Annotated in this window: 15 protein-coding genes; 9 read left to right on the top strand and 6 right to left on the bottom strand. The window is 65.1% G+C overall.

Features of this window, described 5'->3' with window-relative positions; translation table 11 throughout:
- Window positions 1-115: 115 nt before the first annotated feature.
- Window positions 116-1,150 carry a linear amide C-N hydrolase gene (locus ACCQ08_RS01745; RefSeq protein WP_373448831.1) on the top strand — a complete coding sequence of 345 codons (1,035 nt, stop codon included), beginning with the start codon at window positions 116-118 and terminating at the stop codon, window positions 1,148-1,150.
- A 1,028-nt stretch (window positions 1,151-2,178) separates the two neighbouring features.
- Window positions 2,179-3,495, top strand: coding sequence for an Ig-like domain-containing protein (locus ACCQ08_RS01740; RefSeq protein WP_373448676.1), 1,317 nt, complete (start codon window positions 2,179-2,181; stop codon window positions 3,493-3,495).
- Between the two features lie 166 nt (window positions 3,496-3,661).
- Here ACCQ08_RS01740 and ACCQ08_RS01735 read toward each other — a convergent pair whose 3' ends face one another.
- Window positions 3,662-4,588 carry a LysR family transcriptional regulator gene (locus ACCQ08_RS01735; protein ID WP_373448675.1) on the bottom strand — a complete coding sequence of 309 codons (927 nt, stop codon included), beginning with the start codon at window positions 4,586-4,588 and terminating at the stop codon, window positions 3,662-3,664.
- Window positions 4,589-4,677: 89 nt separating this feature from the next.
- Between ACCQ08_RS01735 and ACCQ08_RS01730 the strand changes: the two genes are divergently transcribed.
- Entirely contained in the window at window positions 4,678-6,033 is a 1,356-nt protein-coding gene (locus ACCQ08_RS01730; protein ID WP_373448674.1) for an MFS transporter, read from the top strand.
- Entirely contained in the window at window positions 6,026-6,430 is a 405-nt protein-coding gene (locus tag ACCQ08_RS01725; RefSeq protein WP_369458894.1) for a DUF4440 domain-containing protein, read from the top strand. The genes ACCQ08_RS01730 and ACCQ08_RS01725 overlap by 8 nt, the downstream gene beginning before the upstream one ends.
- 144 nt (window positions 6,431-6,574) lie before the next feature.
- Here the strand turns inward: ACCQ08_RS01725 and ACCQ08_RS01720 are convergent, their stop codons facing one another.
- Entirely contained in the window at window positions 6,575-7,540 is a 966-nt protein-coding gene (locus ACCQ08_RS01720; RefSeq protein ID WP_239811259.1) for a TauD/TfdA family dioxygenase, read from the bottom strand.
- A 181-nt stretch (window positions 7,541-7,721) separates the two neighbouring features.
- Here ACCQ08_RS01720 and ACCQ08_RS01715 point away from each other — a divergent pair, with 181 nt between their 5' ends.
- Together ACCQ08_RS01715 and ACCQ08_RS01710 are read left to right on the top strand one after the other, a co-directional pair.
- Entirely contained in the window at window positions 7,722-8,906 is a 1,185-nt protein-coding gene (locus tag ACCQ08_RS01715; protein ID WP_373448673.1) for an acyl-CoA dehydrogenase family protein, read from the top strand.
- A gap of 83 nt (window positions 8,907-8,989) precedes the next feature.
- Entirely contained in the window at window positions 8,990-10,075 is a 1,086-nt protein-coding gene (locus ACCQ08_RS01710; protein WP_373448672.1) for a LacI family DNA-binding transcriptional regulator, read from the top strand.
- On the opposite strand, the gene ACCQ08_RS01705 is transcribed toward ACCQ08_RS01710, so the two are convergent.
- Genes ACCQ08_RS01705 through ACCQ08_RS01690 form a run of 4 tightly spaced genes read right to left on the bottom strand, consistent with a single transcriptional unit; the run spans window position 10,064 to window position 15,263 of the window.
- Entirely contained in the window at window positions 10,064-11,671 is a 1,608-nt protein-coding gene (locus ACCQ08_RS01705; protein ID WP_373448671.1) for a dipeptide ABC transporter ATP-binding protein, read from the bottom strand. The two genes, ACCQ08_RS01710 and ACCQ08_RS01705, sit on opposite strands and share 12 nt — an antisense overlap.
- Window positions 11,668-12,612 (bottom strand): ABC transporter permease, encoded by a 945-nt coding sequence (locus tag ACCQ08_RS01700; protein ID WP_373448670.1) that lies wholly within the window; start codon window positions 12,610-12,612, stop codon window positions 11,668-11,670. The genes ACCQ08_RS01705 and ACCQ08_RS01700 overlap by 4 nt, the downstream gene beginning before the upstream one ends.
- Window positions 12,609-13,574 (bottom strand): ABC transporter permease, encoded by a 966-nt coding sequence (locus ACCQ08_RS01695; protein WP_373448669.1) that lies wholly within the window; start codon window positions 13,572-13,574, stop codon window positions 12,609-12,611. Before ACCQ08_RS01695 ends, ACCQ08_RS01700 begins: the two co-directional genes overlap by 4 nt.
- Before the next feature lie 3 nt (window positions 13,575-13,577).
- The gene (locus ACCQ08_RS01690; RefSeq protein WP_373448668.1) at window positions 13,578-15,263 is read right to left on the bottom strand and encodes an ABC transporter substrate-binding protein; all 1,686 of its coding nucleotides are present in this window, start codon (window positions 15,261-15,263) and stop codon (window positions 13,578-13,580) included.
- A 112-nt stretch (window positions 15,264-15,375) separates the two neighbouring features.
- Between ACCQ08_RS01690 and ACCQ08_RS01685 the strand changes: the two genes are divergently transcribed.
- Genes ACCQ08_RS01685 through ACCQ08_RS01675 form a run of 3 tightly spaced genes read left to right on the top strand, consistent with a single transcriptional unit; the run spans window position 15,376 to window position 18,793 of the window.
- A complete protein-coding gene (locus ACCQ08_RS01685; protein WP_373448667.1) occupies window positions 15,376-16,686 on the top strand; it encodes an acyl-CoA dehydrogenase family protein in 1,311 nt (436 codons plus the stop codon).
- Entirely contained in the window at window positions 16,683-17,954 is a 1,272-nt protein-coding gene (locus ACCQ08_RS01680; protein WP_373448666.1) for an LLM class flavin-dependent oxidoreductase, read from the top strand. The genes ACCQ08_RS01685 and ACCQ08_RS01680 overlap by 4 nt, the downstream gene beginning before the upstream one ends.
- A complete protein-coding gene (locus tag ACCQ08_RS01675) occupies window positions 17,951-18,793 on the top strand; it encodes a hypothetical protein (protein WP_373448665.1) in 843 nt (280 codons plus the stop codon). Before ACCQ08_RS01680 ends, ACCQ08_RS01675 begins: the two co-directional genes overlap by 4 nt.
- The last annotated feature ends 321 nt before the right edge of the window (window positions 18,794-19,114 follow it).

Here is a 19,114-nt window from a genome sequence, read left to right as displayed (position 1 = left end):
CGGTGCGGCAGGCGCGGCCCGCTGGCTTGTCTGACAGAGCCCATCTGGCGATGGGAGGGAGAGACCAATGACGAACAAGATGAATCGGCCGACTGCGCGCAAGCTGGCTGCGGCCATGTTGGCGGGCGTGCTGGGCATCAGCAGCATCAGCAGCGCCATCGCCTGCACGCGGGTGGTCTACCTGGGTGCGAACGACCAGGTCATCACAGCGCGCTCGATGGACTGGAAAAACGACATCACCAGCAACCTCTGGGTCTTGCCGCGTGGCATGGAGCGCACGGGCCAGGCGGGGCCCAACTCGCTGCGCTGGACCTCGCGTTACGGCAGCCTGGTGACCTCGGGCTATGACGTCTCGACCACCGATGGCGTCAACGAAGCAGGGCTGAGCGCCAACCTGCTGTGGCTGGCCGAGTCGCAGTACCCCGCATTTGATGACAAGAGCAAGCCCGGCCTGACGATTGCCGCCTGGGCGCAGTATGTGCTCGACAACTTTGCGACCGTGGCCGAGGCCGTCAAGGCGCTGGAGCAGCAGCCCTTCACCATCGTCTCGGACAACGTGCCCGGCGAAGACCGGCTCACCACCTTGCACCTGTCGATGTCGGACGCCAGTGGCGACAGCGCCATCGTCGAGTACATCGGCGGCCGCCAGGTCATCCACCACAGCCGCAGCTACCAGGTGATGACCAACTCGCCCACCTTTGACGAGCAGCTGGCGCTGAACAGCTACTGGAAACAGATTGGCGGCACCGTCATGCTGCCCGGCACCAACCGCGCTGCCGACCGTTTTGCGCGCGCCTCCTTCTACGTCAATGCCGTGCCGCAGGACCAGGAGCCCAACAAGGCGCTGGCCAGCGTGTTCAGCGTGATCCGCAATGTCTCCGTGCCCTATGGCATCACGACCCCGGACCAGCCCAATATCTCCTCGACGCGCTGGCGCACCGTGTTCGACCACAAGCGCAAGCTCTATTTCTTTGAATCGGCGCTGACGCCCAATACCTTCTGGGTGGACCTGAAGGCGCTGAACTTCAGCCGCGACACCGGCAAGGTGCTGAAGCTGGATCTGGGCCCCAACCAGAACCATGCGTTTGCCGGCGATGCGACAGGGGCTTTCCAGCCTTCGGCGCCGTTCAAGTTCCTGGGGTTGCAGTAAGGCGGTGCGCGGCGGCGTCCGCGCTTGCCAGTGCCGCGCTTGGTCAGTGCTGTGGCGGTGCCGCGATGGTCTGGGGCAGCTGTGCGGCCTCTGAAGGCTTGCGGATCTCCAGCCATTGCAGATGCGCAAATTGCGCATCATTGCGCAGAGCGCAAACTTGCGCTGGTTGTTGGCATAGGTGGTCCAGGCCCACAGCAGGATCGAATCCATGGAGAACAAGGCCATCGCCAGCGACTCCCGGTTGCCGTGCGACAGGCGCTGGCGCGTGATGCTGTGCCGGAGCGTGCGCCAGAGCAGGCGCGAGAAAACCGTGAAGCGGCTGTAGTTGAGCCACACGACATGGGTGGCTTGCGGCCAGAGGATATCGCGCACATCGCTGTAGTTGCCATCGGCCACCCAGCGCTCGCCTTGCGTGGCCTGCGCCACCCCCTGCCGGAATTGCTCCGTCGGCACGGCCTGCCAGTCTGGTCCCCAGTACAGCGCGTCCAGCTCGATATAGCGGGACGCCGTCAGGTCTGCCAGCGCTCGGGCGAGGGTTGATTTGCCTGCACCACTTGTGCCTACCACCAGATAGCGCATCTCCATCCTTTGCCCGGTTGTGGCCCGCAGTTGTGCTTGCGGGCAAAGGGGCAGATTCTAGCCAAACCCCTCGCATGCGTTCAAACCACGCCAGGGCCCTTTGGGTCGTCCGGTACACGCGCGGATCGAGACGCCGATCGCCACGGCCGTTACGGCTTCACCCACTGCTGTTTGCCCGCCATCCACCACCGGTCGTCAAAGGCCGGTGCTGCTTTTTCTGAGGGGACCTGTTGCAGACTGAGATCCGGTTATGTTGGAAACAAATAAATACATTTACACTATGTCACATGCTCTCTTCGCGCGACAAGCGACGGCTAACTGCTGTTGATTCACTTTCTTTGACCTTCGTCTTGCATTTCGTCGCCCTTTGCTAAATAGACTTCATCTTTTGCTTTATTGGCTCGATCGAATGTATTGATCGTGCGTAACATCATTGCCAAGGACGTTATATGACTCGTCAGCGGAGTGCCCGGAACATCGTTGTTTCCTCGGCCATGTTGCTTGCCACTTCCAGCCTGTTTGCCCAGGGGCTGATTACGGTGTATCAGAACGATTTTGAAACGCCCAATCCCACCCAACTGGCCGCAGAAATCTGCCAGGATGGCGGCGGCACCCCGTTGAGCGGCAGCTACGGCACCTTCTCCCAGAACTATGACGATGTGGCCAATGGCTTCATTTACAGCCAGATCAATACCGCTGACCGCCTGTGCACCCAGTCCATCAACAACCCGACGGACAACGCAACGCATTCACCTGCTTGGCAGGGCAGGGGTTATGCGGATGCTCTGCGGCCTGCCAACCAGTTCACCGGCGGCATGGTTCGCCAATCGGGGGACTATAGCTACATCGAAACGATTGGTTTGGTCTTCCCGACGCAAGGTCAGCAGTTCATGGATCTGTCGATGGATTGGTCGGGGCTTGCCGTGCAATTGGCGGGTGCAGATCCGGCGAGCCCCACCGACTTCTACAACAAGCTGTGGGTCAATCGCCCCAACAAAGATTACAGCGTCAAGTTCCGCTTCTTCCGGCTCGAAGCCGGCGATACGCTGGGCTTGGTAAACAACGCGGCATCCGATGCCATCGTGAATATCAACGGGGCGCCCGCCGCTGCTGTGCGTACAGAAGTCTTTTCGTTTTCCAGCACCTCGGCCGATGGCCTGTCGTATGACTGGCATGCCATGCACTATGCGCTGGACATGGCCGCAATGGGCTTTACCAGCGCTACCCAGCGCCTGGGTGTGGTTTGGGCCTTGGAAACCGATAACTCTTATGCCGGGTTTGACAATATCCTGGTGACCGCCTCTCAGGTGCCCGCCACCGAGGTGGTCAAGGGCGTGGATGATGAGCACACGCTGCCCAACATCTCGGATGCCTTTGCGATTCCCGATGTCACCACCAACGACTATGTGGAAGGCGGCGGCACGACCATCAACAAGGCATCGGTCCAGCTCCTGAGCGCTCCGCAGTACGGAGCGCTGAGCATCCCCGATGCGGGCCACCCCGAGTTAATGGTCTACACCCCTGATGGGGTGTATTCCGGCGATGTGACTTTCCAGTACAGGGTCTGCGACACGTCGGCCCCTACGCCTGCCTGCACGGCCGACCCTGTCACCGTCACCTTGCACATTCCTGCCAAGGTCATCACACCACCCAACCCCAGCACACCCACCCCTGTGCCAGGCCTGGCCGGCTGGGGTACCGGCCTGCTGTCGATGCTGACCATGGGTGTGGCCGCGTTCTTCACCAGAAGGCGCAGCGCCGCCTGATTGCCCAGCCCTCTTCAGAGGGCTTTTTCCATGCCGATTAACGCATTGATCCCGATGACGGCCGCCCTGAGGAGCCAGGCTGGGTCTAGCCTGTGCGCCGCTGTTCTAGGCATTCTCTTCAAAACCCTCGCCAAGCGGGATGGACACGGATCGCGCTGGCCCCCGCTCAGACCCCCGCAGGGCGTGTTGCAGAGGGCCCCAGGTGCTTGCTGAGAAAGTCGATAAAGGCGCGGGTCTTGGGCGGCAGGTGGTTGCTGTTGGGGAAGACGACGCTGATCGACTGGCGGGGCAGGCTGTAGCCTGGCAGCAGCTGCTGCAATGCGCCGCTGTGCAGGTCCTGCTCAATCAACCAGGCCGGCAGCACCGCAACGCCCATCGACGACAGCGCCATCAGGCGGATGGCGGCGGAGGTGTTGGCCTGGTGGGCGGCGCTGCCTTTGACCTCGGAGGTCTTGTTCTGGGGGCCGCGCAGGGTCCAGTGCGTGGGGCTTTGGAGGTTGCTGTTGGCGATCCAGGGGCGTTGGGCCAGATCCGCGGGCTGCCGCACGGGATGTTTTTTGAGCAACGCGGGCGAGGCGACGAGCAGGATGTCGTAGTCGTCCAGTTTGCGGCTTTTGAAATCGGAATCGGCCAGGCTGCCCAGGCGCACCACCAGGTCGAGCTTTTCGGCAATCAGGTCGCTGAGCGAAGAGTTGGTGTCGTAGCGGATGGAGAGGGCCGGGTACTGCTGCGCAAACTTGGCCACCAGCGGCAGGATGAAGCGCTCGCCGTATTCGCCGGTGGTGCTCAGGCGCAGGGTGCCGGCGATCCGCTTGCGCCCCTGCATGGCCCTGTCAAACTTGTTTTCCAGCTGGCCGACCAGCTCCTTGAATGCATCGTAGAAGTCCTGGCCCGCTTCGGTCAGCGCAATGCTGCGCGTGCTGCGCAGCAGCAGCGTCACCGCCAGAACCTCTTCCAGCGCTTTGACATGCAGGCTGGCCATGGCCTTGCTGATGGACAGGTAATCAGCCGCCTTGGTGAATGAGCCCAGCTCGACAACGGCCAGAAAGGTCTGCACGCGGTGGAGCTGGGTGGAGAGGGCGATGCGGTTCATTGTTCAATCTGGCCAAACAAAGATTCAAGCATAGCGGTATCGACGGGCCGTGCAGCGCTGCCTACCATGCTGGGCCAAAGGGATCCAAGATGACGTACCGCTACCGCATTGCCTCCGTGTTCCTGCTGGGATTTTTCATTGACTGCATCAACATCTTCATGCCTGCCGTGGCCTTGCCGCGCATGGCCGCCGCGTTCGAGATCCGCAGCGCGGCCAGCGCCTGGGTGGCGAACGCCTACATTCTGGGGCTGACCCTGGTCATTCCGCTCAGCCCCTGGCTGGCCAGCCGCTGGGGTGCCCGGCGGTTGCTGGCCGCATCGATGCTGGTCTTTGCGGCGGCCGTGTGGGCCTGCGGCGAGGCCAGCAGTTTTGGCCAGATGGTGGGCTGGCGCTTTGTGCAAGGCATGGCGGGCGGCCTGCTGATCCCCGTGGGCCAGGCGATGACCTTCAACCGCTTCCAAGGCAGCGAGCGGGCCCGTATCTCTACTCTGGTCATGGCGGTGGCGCTGCTGGCGCCTGCACTGTCTCCCGGCCTGGGCGGCTGGATCGTGGACCAGGCGTCCTGGCGCTGGGTCTTTCACGCCAACATTCCGCTGGCGCTGGCTGCTGCTGCGTTGTCCTGGATGTGGCTGCGCGACGAGCCCTCGCCAGCGCAGAGCCGGCCGGATCTGCCTGGTCTGCTGCTGATCAGCGCTGCGCTGGCCAGTGCCCTGCTGGGCATGTCGCTCTATGGTGCGGGCCAAGCCGGTGGGGTGGCGCTGGCTTGTGTGGGGGCTGCGCTGGGGTTCGCCTACCTCTATGCCCGGCATTTCCGCCAGGTGGCCGATGCCATTGTGGATGTGCGTTTGCTCCAAAGCCCCCGTCTCGCGTTGTCGATCTGGGTGTACTACGCGATCCCCGGCGTTTTTACCGGGGTGAACCTGCTCAATATCTTTTATCTGCAAGACCTGCTCCATATGGGAGCCGCGCAAACGGGGCGCTTCATGGTGGTGTATGCCGCAGGGGCCCTGGCAACCATGCTGCTGTGCGGGCGCCTCTACAACCGGGTGGGGGCAGGGCGCTTGTTTCTGCTGGCGATGCTGCTACACAGCCTGGGCATTGCAGCGCTGGCGGCGGTCGATTCCAATCTGGATCTGCCGGTCCTCATCCTGGCCTATGCGCTGATGGGCATGGGTGGCGGGTTGGGCGCCAACACCGCGCAGACCACGGCGCTGATGGATTTTGACGGCGCCCAGACTCACAAGGCCAGCGTGCTGTGGAACATCAACCGCCAAATGGCCTTCAGCGTGGGGGCGGCGCTGCTGCTGATGCTTTTCAATGGGCTCGCCCAGCACTGGCCGGCGCCCCAGGCCTACCATCTCACATTTGCCATCGCTGCCTTGCTGGGCCTGTTTCCTCTTCTTCAACTGCGCAGCTTGCCTGCAGACCATAACCACCATGGATAAGACCTATACCCTGGCTGCCGAGCGCAGCGTCCACGCAGTGCACGAACTGATCCAAACCATTTTTGCCGGCGAGCCGGGCATGGCCCGGGCCGCCATGGGCCAGCTGATGCCCGTGTTTGCCGAAGGCTTCAGCATGGTGACCACCGCGGGTGCCGTGGTGCAGCTGCCGCAGGTGGCTGCGATGTTCCAGCAGGCCGCTGGCGGCCGGCCCGGGCTGCGCATTGAGATCAGCGAGGTGGCCACTGTGTGGCAAGCCGCCAGCAGCGTGGCGCTGCGCTACAAGGAGACCCACCATCTGAACGGCAGCGCCACGGCGCGCTGGGCGACGGCGATTGTGGACTGCGCCGATGGTGACGTACGCTGGCACTCCCTGCATGAAACGGCCTTGAGCCGTTGATGCCAGGCGCGCGGCATCGGCGTGCCGCGATGACGCGCGCCGGTGCTTACTTCATCCGCTGCAGCCGCATCGCCACCCGAGATCGCTCGGCATGGATGGACGTGGCGCCGCCGACCCGTGCATCGCGCAGGCGGCCATGGTGCACTAGGCGGTTGTCGCAATCAGCCGGTCCAGGGTCTCCTGGCTGGAGGCCTCCGGGCGGCGAATGGTGCGGCTGTGCTGCCCATCGATGGAGACCGCCGGGTCGCCATGGACGGTGACTCTGCGCACGATGCGGGGTTGGTCGCCGTAGTCGTTGATGGCGAAATGCTGGGTGGAGCGGTTGTCCCAGATGGCGACGTCGTCTTGCTGCCATGACCAGCGAACGGTGTTTTCCAGGCGCGTCACGCGGTTCTGCAACAGCTCGAAGATGCGGGCGGATTCGCTGCCGGTGACGCCCAGGATGCGGCGCACAAAATGGCCGAGCAGCAGGCCGCGTTCGCCCGATACCGGGTGCACGTGGACGATGGGGTGTTCGGTTTCATAGATGGCGGAGGTGAACACCTTGGTTTGGTGGTCGAGGCGGCTGCTGTCCACCTGTGTGCGTTCGGCGCCGTAGTCGTAGTCGTTGCTGTGCAGCGCCCAGAGGCTGTCGGCGAGGGCCTTGAGCTGGGGCGGCAGGTTGCGGTAGGCCGCCGTGGTGTCGGCCCACACCGTGTCGCCGCCGTAGGGCGGAATGACCACGCCGCGCAGCACGGAGTATTTGGGAAAGGCGTCAAGGAAAGTGACATCGGTGTGCCAGGAGTCCGCGCGGCCGCCACCCTTGGAGGCATCGAGTTCGAAGATCTTGGTGCCTGATGGCGCGGGCACGGTGGGGTGGGCGACGGTCTTGCCCAGCCGCGCGCCGAAAGCCTGGTGGGAAGCGTCATCGAGATGGCCCTGGCCACGGAAGAAGAGCACCTTGTATGTCACCAGCGCGCGGGTCAGGTCGGCAATGGTCTGCTCCGGCAGATCGGGTGAGAGCTGGATGTTCTGTACCTCGCCGCCGAGGGTGCCCGCGACACGTCGGATCTGCAGGTTGCCAATGCTGGTGTCCACCGCAGACGAGGCGGTAGGTGTGCGAGCGTTCATCTTGATTCTCTCTAGGTGGAAGTGGCCGGGATGAAGCCATTGCAATGACAACGCGTTCATCCTGAAACTACAAAGTGTCCTGTCTCTCCAGAAAATTGGTTGGAAGCATTTCAGATATGGAGATGCATATTTCGTCTATGCAGAACGGCAGCGCCCATCGCCCGGTGGCTATATTGTCGGTATGACTTTTCAAGCCGATCTCTCCAACCCCTTCCTGCGCCAGGCTGTTGAGCTGCGTGATCTCTTTGCGCGCGATGCGATAGAACGCGACAAGGCAGGCGGAAAGCCGCTGGAGCAGTATCAGCAGATCAAGGACAGTGGCTTGCTGCGGCTGGGCATTCCCGCGCAGCACGGCGGCGCTGGCCAGCCCTGGTCCACCGCGTTGCGTGTGGTGCGCGAGTTCGCCCAGGCTGACAGCTCGGTGGCGCATCTGTTTGGCTACCATGGATCGTCGTTGCACTCTGCGCATGTGCTCAGCAGTCCCCAGCAGGCGGCGCAGCTGTATGCGGCCTCGGCCGAGGGCAACTGGTTCTGGGCCAACAATTCCAATGCCGGAGCGCGCAGCCTGACGGGGCGCTGGCAGGGTGACCACTGGGTTCTGAATGGCAGCAAGCCTTACACTTCGGGCAGCCATGTGGCAGACCATCTGCATATCACCTGGGTGGACGAGGACAGCGGTGAGACCATCGATGCCGCCATCCCCGCAGGCCGCGCAGGATGGAAGGCGCTGGACGATTGGGATGCCTTTGGTCAGCGCCAGACAGGCAGCGGCACCTGCAGCTATGAGAACGTGCGTGTCGAAGCCGGTGAGGTCTACGAGCGCCGCAGCGCCACGCCGCGCGCTCCGTACCGCACGCTGATTCCGTTTGTGCAGCAAAGTGTGCTGCTCAATGTGTTTCTGGGCACCGCGCAGGGTGCGCTGCTGCGGGCGCGCGCCTACTCGCTCAACGACAGCCGCCCCTGGGTGCATTCAGGCGTGGAGCGGCATGTGGACGATCCCTGGGTCAAGCGCGTGTATGGCGATCTGTACACCCGCACGCTGGCCGCGACCGCGCTGGCCGACCAGGCACTCGGCGTGCTGGACCGGGTGTGGGCGCGTGGCGAGGCGTTGACGGCCGCCGAGCGCGGCGAGGCCGCGATTCCGCTGGCGGCGGCCAATGCCTTTGCCGGCAATACGGCGCTGGAGGTGACCAGCAAGATCTTCGAGGTGACGGGCACCCGGTCCACATCGAACGAGCTGGGCTTGGACCGCTTCTGGCGCAATGTGCGCACGCATACCTTGCACAACCCCGAAGAGTACAAGACCCGCAATGTGGGCTACTGGTTTCTGACGGGCGAGCCGCCCGTGCCCAGCGGCATCCAATGAGGGGATGCGCTGTGCCCGCGCGGCGATGGAAAGCCTTAGACTCGGAGTGATCACCCCTCCAGCCTTGCGCCATCCTCACTGACGTGACCCCGACCCCACCGCCCCCCGATGACGATCTCTGTCCGGCCTCCCCAGCCGAGCATCCGCTGCCAGAAGGCGGCGTGGTGCGGCTGACGTCCAAGGACATTGGCCGCCTGGTGGGCGTGTCCCAGGCCACCGTCTCCAATGCCATCAACCGCCCCTATTTGGTCGCGCCTGCCACGCTGGCGGCCATCGAGCGGGTGATGGCCGACCATGGTTACAGCGTGAACAGCTCGGCCCGGGCGCTGAAGTCCGGCATCGGCAAGGCACTGGGCGTGGTGGTGCTGGATGTGGCCAATCCGTTCTGGGGCGAGGTGGTCAAGGGCATCGAGACGGTGACGGCGCCCGGGCGCATTCCGCTCATCATCGGCAGCTCCAACGAGGATGCGGAGACCGAGAGCGCGATTTTTCAGTCGTTTGAATCACAGGGTGTGCGCGGCATTCTGGTGGCGCCCACGCCGTCCAATCTGCCGCTGCTGCGCCGTTTTCGGGCCAAGGGTATCCAGGTGGTGCTGCTCGACAGCGAAGACCCGCAGGGCGAGTTTCCCTCCATCAGTCTGGACCATGCCGCTGGGGCGGAGCTGGCAGCGGCCTATCTGCGTGATGGCGGCCACCGGGAGCTGGCATTGGTCAATGGCTCGCCCGATATATCGTGGTGTGCCAGCCGGTCGCGCGGCTTTCATGCGGGCTTCGCGGGTGTGGCCGATGCGCGTATCCATGAGATCAGCCGCACGGCGATGACGGTAGAAGAGGGCCGGCAAAGCGTGGATGTGCTGCTGGAGTTGCTGAAGCAGCACCCCCCGATCACCGCAGTTTTCTGCACCAATGACATGCTGGCCTTGGGCGTGCTCAAGGGATTGCACGAGCGCGGCATTGCCGTGCCCGGTGATCTGTCCGTCGTGGGCTACGACGATGCGGTGTTTGCCGAACTGCTCTCGCCCGGCCTCACCACGGTGCACCAGAATGCCACGGCCATCGGCCGTGCCGCAGCGCTGCTGATGACGCTGGATGCGGCCGTGCCGCAGGCGCCCGAGCCGCTGCAGCCCCCGCACCTGGTGGTGCGGGGCTCCGCTCGTTCATTGCGCTGATGCCGCGAGGGGCGCCATGCCCAGAGGCGGAACGGACGCAATGAGCTGGCGCGTGTAGTCGTCCCGGGGGCGCTCCAGCACCTGGCGCGCATCGCCGTACTCGCGCAGTTCGCCATGGCGCAGTACGGCCACATCGTGGCTCACCTGGCGGATAACGCCCAGATCGTGCGAGATGAAGAGCATGGCCACGCCGGTTTCACGCTGCAGTGCGGTGATCAGGTTGAGAATCTGCTTCTGCACCGACACATCGAGTGCGGAGACGGGCTCATCCAGCACCACGATCTGCGGCTCGGTCGCCAGCGCCCGGGCAATGGCCACGCGCTGGCGCTGCCCGCCCGACAGCGTCAGCGGCCTGCGCGCGGCCAGCGCGGGATCGAGCCCCACCTTGTGCAGCCACTGGGCTACGCGTTCGTCACTGCGCGCGGCGGGCTCGCGGCCAAAGCGCAGCCACTGCGCCTCTGCCAGCACGCGGCCCACGGTGTAGCGCGGGTCAAAGGCAGACAGCGGATCCTGGTGCACAAACTGAATGGGCCGTGCGCGGCTGCGCGGCGGTGGGGCACGCAGCGTATCCGCGTGGATTTGCCCTTCAGTCGCGCTTTGCAGGCCGGCCACGATGCGGGCCAGCGTGGTCTTGCCTGAGCCCGATTCCCCTACCAGCCCCAGCGTGCGGCCGTGGCGCAGTTCAATGTCCACACCGCGCAGGGCATCACGCCCGGCAAAGCGCTGGCGGATATGGACGGCGCGCAGCAGCACCGGCGCATGGCCCGTCGCAGTGGCGGGCGCCGGATCATCAAGCCGGGGGATGGCGGCCATCAGGCTTCGCGTGTAGGCGTGCCTCGGTTGGCTCAGCACCTGGTCCGCCGGGCCGCTCTCCACCACCTGTCCCTGGCGCAGCACCAGCACCTGGTCGGCCAGCTGCGACACCACGCCCAGATCATGGCTGATGAGGATGAGCGCAATGCCCTGGCGCTTGAGCTCGCCAAAGAGCGCGAGGATTTCCTTTTGCACTGACACATCGAGCGCCGTGGTGGGCTCGTCGGCAATCAGGATGGGCGGGTTGCCGGCAATGGCGGTGGCGATCAGTGCACGCTGGCGCAGCCCGCCCGAGAGCTGGCTGGGGTATTCGTGGATGCGTGTCGCCGGATCGGGCATGTGGGCCCGGGTGAGCAGTTCCAGGGCCCGCGCGTGCTCCTGCTCGCGTGTAGCGGATCCGGTCGCGCGGATGGCTTCCTGCAGTTCCTGCCCAATGGTGCGCAACGGGTCCAGCGAGACCAGCGCATCCTGCAGGATGTAGCCGACCTTGCGGCCGCGCAGGCTGCGCCACTGCCGCTCACCCAGGCGCAGCGCATTCTGGCCGTCGATCTCCAGCGCATCGGCGGTGATGCGGGCGTTCGGGCCATTGAGCCCCACCAGGCAGCGCGCGCTCACGCTTTTGCCGGAACCGGATTCCCCCACCAGCGCGACGCACTGGCCTGGCTGCAGCTCAAAGCTCAGGCCCGATACGGCCTGGCGCAAGCGGCCGCGCTCTTCAAACGCCACCGCCAGGTTGCGCACGCGCAGCAGCGGCGCTGACGGGGTGTTGGGCAGCGTAGTCACAGGCGGCCCTCCGAACGCTGTTGCAGCCAGCGGCCTAGCCAGGTGGTGCTCATCACGAACAAGGTGATGGCGAGCCCCGGGAACACTGCCGCCCACCAGCCCATGCTGAGAAAGTTGCGGGCATTCGTGAGCATGGCGCCCCATTCGGGCGATGGCGGCGGGTTGCCCAGCCCCAGGAAGCTCAGCGCAGCGCCCGCCAGCGTGGCGCTGCTCAGGCCGATGGTGGCCACCACGATCAGGGGCCGCAGTGCATTGGGCACGATATGGCGCAGCACGACCTCGGCACGGCTCAGGCCCAGTGCCTGTGCGGCCTCGATGTAGCTGGCCGAACGCACGCGCAAGGTCTCGGCGCGCACGATGCGGGTGTAGTAGGGGATGCCGGCGATGCCGATGGCAATGGCCGCGTTGAAGATGCCGCTGCCGAACAGCGAGACGATGAACACGGCGAGCAGCAACTCCGGAAACGCGGCCCCGATATCGGTGATCCGCATGACCACCGTGGGCACCACGCGCTGCGTGAGCCCGGCCAGCAGGCCAAGCACCGTGCCCACCGCGAGCGACAGCGTCACCGCGCTCAGGCCCAGCAGAATGGACGGCCGCGCGCCGTGCACCACGCGCGTGTAGACATCGCGGCCGATCTGGTCCGTTCCCATCGGGTGGTGCAGCGAGGGGGGCTGCAGCAGCTGGCTGCGGTCGGCTGCGAGGGGATCGCCCGGAGCCAGCAGGTTCGGAGCAATCACCGCACACAGCAGCAACAGAAGCACCGCCACCGCGAGTGCGGCGGCCACCGTGCCCGCACGCGGCAGGCGCCAGCGTGAGCGTGAAAACCGGGGCTCTGTACGTTCTGCGGCTGCCGCTGCAGGCGCGTGGGGGGTGCTTGGGATGCCCGGGGCGTTAGGACCGCGGTGGGCATCAAGGGGGATCGAAAGCGTCTGGTTCATGGCTGCGGCGGCTCTGTCTGCAGGCGGTGGTCGATAAGAAGGTAAGCGAAGTCGATCAGCAGGTTCATGACCACAAAGGCCAGGGTGGCGAGAGACACCAGGCCCAGCACCAGTGGCATGTCCTGGCGGGTGACGGCATTGACCAGCAGGCGGCCGAGGCCGGGGCGGCCAAACAGGGTTTCGGTGATGGCGGCGCCACCCAGCAGCGCGCCAAAGCTGTAGCCGGCCATAGTCAGGTAGGGAATCACCGCGTGGCGCAGGCCATGCCGCAGCTTGGTGGCCAGCACCGACAGCCCGCGTGCGCGGGCCGTGGTGATGAAGGGCTGCTCCAGCACATCGTCCATGGAGCGGCGCAGCACCTGTGCGAGCGGTGCAGCTGTGGGCAGGGCAATGGTCAGCGCAGGCAGGATGAGCGAGCGCAGACCCCCGGTATCCAGCAAGGGGAACAGCTGCCAGTGCACGGTGAACAGCAGCATCAGCAGAAAGCCGATCCAGAACACGGGCGTGGAGGCGAGCACCAGTTCCACGGCGCCGGCGATGGCACTGGTGCGGCGGCGCCCGGCGCTCAGAATGCCCACGGCCAGCGATAGCAGCACCGCCAGGCCGCAGGCCAGGCTGGCCAGTGCCAAGGTGGGACGGGCCTGCTCGGCAATCAAGGTGGCAACGGGCTGCTCCTGCACATAGGACATGCCCATGTCACCCTGCACCAGGCGCGACAGGTAGAACAGGTACTGCATCACCAGCGGCTCGTCCAGATGGTATTCCTTGCGGATGGCGGCCAGCACTTCGGCCGTGATGGCCACGGCGTCACCCCCTGCGCCTGCGATGACAAAGGCCGGATCCACCGGCACCAGTCTGAGCGCGAAAAACGCTGCGGTGATGGCCCCCAGCACGGTGAGCGCGCTCAGGCCCACACGGTGGAGGACCCGGCGGGAGAGAGGGCGCAGCGAGGCGGGCGTCACCGCTTACTTTCCGATCCAGGCATCGAACAGGTAGGGCTGCGGCCAGGCCTTGTCCCAGGCCACGCCATGCACGTTCTTCTGAATGGCGACGAGGCGGGCACGCGAGTACAGCGGCACCGAGGGCGCGTAGTTGGGCAGTATCTCCTGCGCTTGGGCGTAGTAGCGGGCGCGGTCGGGTGACTTGCCCGATGCCCGCGCCTTGGCCAGCAGGGCGTCAAGCTCGGGAATGCTCAGGAACGAGGCGTTGGAGCCCACGGTGCTGCCATCGCTGATGTTGTCGCTGCCGTAGAGGCGCCACAGCTGCATGCCGGTGGCTTCGGACTGGAACGTGCCCAGCAGGCCATAGTTGCCGTTGTAGAGGCGTTCGGGCAGATCGGTGACAGGCTGCAGCTTGATCTCGAAGCCGAGCTTGCGCGCATCGATCTGCACCTGCTCCAACGTGCGCTGTGCCAGCTGGTCGTTGTCCGCGTAGGGGATGGAGGCGCTCAGGCGCTGGCCCTCCTTGCTGCGGTAGCCTTGCGCATCGCGCGTGCTCCAGCCCGCTTCGTCCAGCAGGCGATTGGCCTTGTCCGCGTCGTAGCGGATCTTGTTCTTCAACTCCTTGTTGAAGTCGGGCGTTGTGCTGGCCAGGTATTCCTGCACCGGATAGGCGCCGAAGGTGGCGCTGGCAACGATTTCTTCGCGGTTCAGGCCATGCAGCAGGGCCTGGCGCACTTCGAGCTTGTCGAAAGGCGCGCGGCGGGTGTTGAAATGCAGGCTGTAGCCCACGCCGGGGAGCAGGAATTCCTCGTTTTGGTAATCCGCGCTTTGCTTCACGCTCTTGGCATATTCGGGGGCGATGTAGTCCACTACATGCGCTTCCTTGGTGGTCAGCGCGTTGTAGCGCGTCTGGTCTTCGGGCAGGAAGACGTACTTGACGCTGTCCAGGTAGGCAGCGCCAGCGTGGAACTGCGCGGGGGCCCATTGGTAGTCGTCGTTGCGCACATAGGTCAGGCTCTGGCCCTTGACCCAGCTGTCGAACTTGAAGGGGCCGGTGCCGATGAGCTTGGTGGCCAGCGACTTGGGGTCCTGTTCGATCTGCTGCTTCGAAAGAATACCGAAGTAGGGCGCGGCAATCAACGTGAGAAAGCTCGACTCGGGCGTGCCCAGCTTCACCGACACGGTGTATTCGTCGATGACCGTCGCCACCGGCTTGAGCTTGGCGGTGGAGCCGGTCGACTTGTTGGCCGGGTTGTTGACATAGTCAAAGTTGGCATTGACGGCCGCCGCGTTGAAGGGCGTGCCGTCGTGAAAATGCACATCCTTGCGCAGGTGGAAGACGTAGGTGGTGGCGTCGTCCGACACCTCCCAGCTCGATGCCAGCCACGGCGCGTGCGTGCCGTCGCCGTTGTCCCAGACCAGGGAATCCAGCGCCGGGCGCACCGAATGCGCGCCCGAGCCCTGGTCCACCAGCGGATTGAGCTGAGCGGGCTCGGCACGGATGGCGACCACGAGCTGGCCACCGCGCACCGGCTCGGCCTGTGCGGCCGGAGCAGCGGATGCGCCCGCTGCGGAAGCCGTGGAGGCGGGCGCCGGTTCCGTCTTGGAGCACGCAGCCAGAACCAGACCGACCAGGCCCCCGCCCAGCGTCAAAGCCAGTCTGCGCGACACCGGAGCCGTGAAGTGTTGAGGTGCTTTTTCGTAAGTCATTAGAAGAATTTATTCGTATCAATTTTGAAGTACTACTAGTATCATGTATAAAAATCTTTTTCGTTATTCGATTTATGCATATCAATCTTCGCTTTCTTGATGGAGAGTTCTCGTGACCTCGGCGCTTCAATCTTCTTTTCGCTTCGCCCCTTTGTTTACCGCGCAGGCATTGGGTCTGCCGCCTTCGCTGGCCCCCAGGGTCGATGCGGTGTTGGAGACTTTGGGGGACCGTGCGGCCGGGCGCGATCGGGATGGCGGCTCCCTGGCAAAAGAGCTGCGAGCGCTGGCCGAGCTCGGCGTGACTTCTGCACGTTTGGCTACGGCGCAGGGCGGGCTGGGATGGAGCTATGCGCAGAACGTGGACTTGCTGATCGCTCTGGCGCGCGCCGACTCGAGCGCTGCGCAGAGCCTGCGGTCTCATTTCCTCTACGTGGAGCATCTTGTGCGCCACCCCGAGCTGCCGGGCAATGCCTTTGGCGTTGCCGAGGTGGCGGGCGGCAAGCTCTTTGCGAGCGCGACCACCGAGATCGGCCCTGTCGCCGTGGGCGCTGTCGGCACCACGGTTGCGCCTGATGGTCAGGGCCGTCTGCGTCTGAACGGCTCGAAGTTCTACACCACGGGGGCGGGCTATGCCGACTGGGTCAACGTGTTCGCAGCCGACACCGAAGGCACACACATCCTTGCCACCGTGGCCCTTGAAGACCAGGGCGTGACCGTGGTGGATGACTGGGACGGTGTCGGTCAGCGCCTGACCATGAGCGGCACGATGCAGTTCGAGCAGGTGCTGGTCGATCCCGCCCGTGTGCGGCCGCGAGCGCGCTCGGAAGACACGCCTTCTGGCTTGCAGGACGCGATGGCCCAGCTCACGCACCTGGCTACGCTCACCGGCATTGCCATTCGCGCCTTTGAAGATGCTGCCGCGTGGCTGCATGGCCGCAAGCGCCACTTCAGCCATGCAGCCGCCTCGGTGCCTGCCGACGACCCCTTGGTGCAGGAGCAGGTCGGCCGCCTGGAGGCGGTGGCGGGCACCGCCTTGCTCGCAGTGCGCTCCGCTGCGCTGCAGCTGCAGACGCCCCGCGACAATGCGTTGGGCGATCCGTATGCGGATGGGCATCGCGCCGTCACGCAGCTGCAGGTGGTGTTGCCCGCATTGGTTCTCGACGCGACGCAGGCGCTGTTTGATATCGGCGGCGGCTCCATGGTGGTGGCCGCGCGTGGGCTGGATCGGCACTGGCGCAATGCACGCACACTGGCATCGCACAACCCGTCGCCGCAGAAGGCACGTGTGCTGGGCAATGAGGCGCTCAACGGCGTTCCGCTGCCGACCATCTGGTATGCCGGCACCGCAGCTGGAGCACCGGCCAATGCCGCAGCGCCAGCGCAAACGCAAACGCAAACGCTGGCAGTGGAGGCGCGGCCATGAGCAGCTTCATCCTCAATGCCAACATCTACGACTTCGGCACGGACGCGGGCGCCTGGCGTGCGCCGGGCACCGGCCCCCGTGACAACCTGAGCGAAGCGTTCTGGCGCACCGTGGCCCGCACCGCCGAAGACGGCGGGCTTGACGGCATCTTTCTGGCCGATGGGCCGGGGTTGTCGTCCAACCCGGCCATCCGCCCCAACCGCATGGTGGAGCCGCTGGCCACGCTGGCTGTGGTGCTCGCGGAGACCAGCCGGCTGGGCGTGATCGCCACGGTGTCCACAGGTTCGAACGATCCGGTGGAGCTTGCCAGCCGCCTGCTGGACTACAACCTGCTGTCGCAAGGCCGGTTTGGCTGGAATGTGGTGACGGGCTTGCCTGAGCTTTCCGCCCAGGACTTCAAGGTGCCCCAAACACCGGAGCGCGCCGACCGCTATGCCCGCGCCACCGAGTTTCTGCAGGTTTATGCCCACTACCTGGATGCCGTGCGCGAGGGCAAGGATTTCCACCACTCGGGCGAGCGCTTTCAGTATTCACTCAAGCGCGATGAATTGCCCACCCAGGGGGCAGCAGCGCGCTTCAGCACACAGGTGCGCCCGCTCATCGTGCAGGCCGGTGGATCGGAGCAGGGCCGGCGCCTTGCCGCGCAAAGCGCCGATGCCGTGTTCTCCGCCGAGACGGTGTTCGAGGTGGCACGCAAAAACCGGGTGGAGCTGCATGCGATGGCGCGCGAGTCCGGCCGCCGGCCGCCCGTGGTGCTGCCCGGCGTGCATCTGGTGATCGGCTCTACGCAAGCGGAGGCCGAGGCGCGCTTTCAGCGTGTGCACCAGCGTGGCCCCAAGGACTATGTGCTGCAGCGTTTCTCCAGCCTGCTCGACATTCCCGCTGACCGGCTCGATCCGCAGGCCCCGGCCTCGGCCCTGGAACAACTGGCCGGCTCCACGGAGCGTGGTTCTGCGGGTTTTCGCAAATCCATCACCGCCTATGGTGTGGCCAACGGCCTCAAGATCGGTCAGCTCATCCGGCATTTTTCCGGGTTTGGTCACCAGTTCTTTGTGGGCACGCCCGAGCAGTTTGCCGATGTGGCTGAGCGCTGGTGGCGCGGCGGTGCCGCCGATGGCTTCAACCTGCTGTTCGACGCCAACCCCATCGGGCTGCGCGAGTTCGTGGACCATGCCATGCCCGTGCTGCGCCAGCGCGGCATTGTGCCGCCCGAGCCAGTGGCCACCCCCCTTGCTTTCGCCCAACGCCTTCAGGAGCTTTCTGCATGACGGTACACACCGTGTTGGACCTTTCCGGCCAGGCGCTGGAAGACATTCTCATCACCCTCGCCGGCGGCGGCGCGCCTGCCACCGCACTGGGCAAGGCCTTGGATGCCCTGCCGGTTGCAGCCTACGCACTGGGCCTGGGCGCAGCGGCCGCCAGCGCGCGGGATACCTCGGTGGCGCTGTCCTTCCTGCTCGCCTTTACGCGCAGCAGCCGCTTCATTGCCAGTGCCCATCCCGCGCAGCAGCACCCCATCAATCTGGCACGCAACCTCTCGACGCTCAACGCACTGCATGGCCCGCGCATCGGCCTGGCCTTGCACGCAGATGCGCCCACCGCCGGCTGGTTTCGGCCCGAGGATGCGGCCTCTCCCGCCAGCGCTGCCGACTATTTGTGCCTGGTCTCCTCGCTCTGGGACAGCTGGCCCATGGACGCGCTGATTGGCGATACCGAAGGCGGCCGCTATGTGGATGCCGACCGCATCGTGCGCATAGAGGACCCCGTCTACACCCATATCGGCGGCCCGCTCACGCTGCCCACCGATATCCCCGGCAAGCCCCCGCTGCTGCTGCTCTCGCCCCACGGCGCGGAGGCTTGTACCGACCCTTCGGTGGACCTTCAGCTCAACGAGACCGCGCCGGGGTCAGGCCATTTCGTGAGCGGCCCCGTAAGCCTGCGCACCGGAGCGCCATCGCTGGACGCCGTCCTCGCCTGGCCCCTCGAAGCCCATGCGCGGGCGCAACGCGCATCGATACGCGAAGCCCTGCAGCTGCCCGCTGGACGTATGGCTGCTGTGGGGCAGACGCCGGTTTTCAAGGATGCTGCGGTGGCGGTGCGGGTGTGAGGAGTGGCAGGATGAGGTTTCCCGATGCGGCTTGGTTCTGATGGTCTGCACGGAGCACTCGGTCAAGGACAATCGGCGGCCAAGCCGATAGCATGGACGACCTGACTAACACCGCGCTTGCCACAGCATGCCCACGTTGGATGTGAGCGCGCTGCCAGGCTTTGAAGCAAGCACCTGTTACGGTGTCTACGCGCCCAAAGGCATGTCTTCAGAAGCGCTGAATAGGTTCCAGACGGCCTGCCTGAAAGTCATGGGCGACAAGGAATACACCGACAAGCTCATCAGCCAGGCCCTCCAGCTGCTTTCACCCGCGCAATACAG

It is taken from the genome of Comamonas sp. SY3 (genome assembly GCF_041730275.1).
GTDB lineage: Bacteria > Pseudomonadota > Gammaproteobacteria > Burkholderiales > Burkholderiaceae_C > Comamonas > Comamonas sediminis.
The sequence above is the reverse complement of the archived record's forward strand: the minus strand, read 5'-3'. Positions and strand labels throughout refer to the sequence as shown.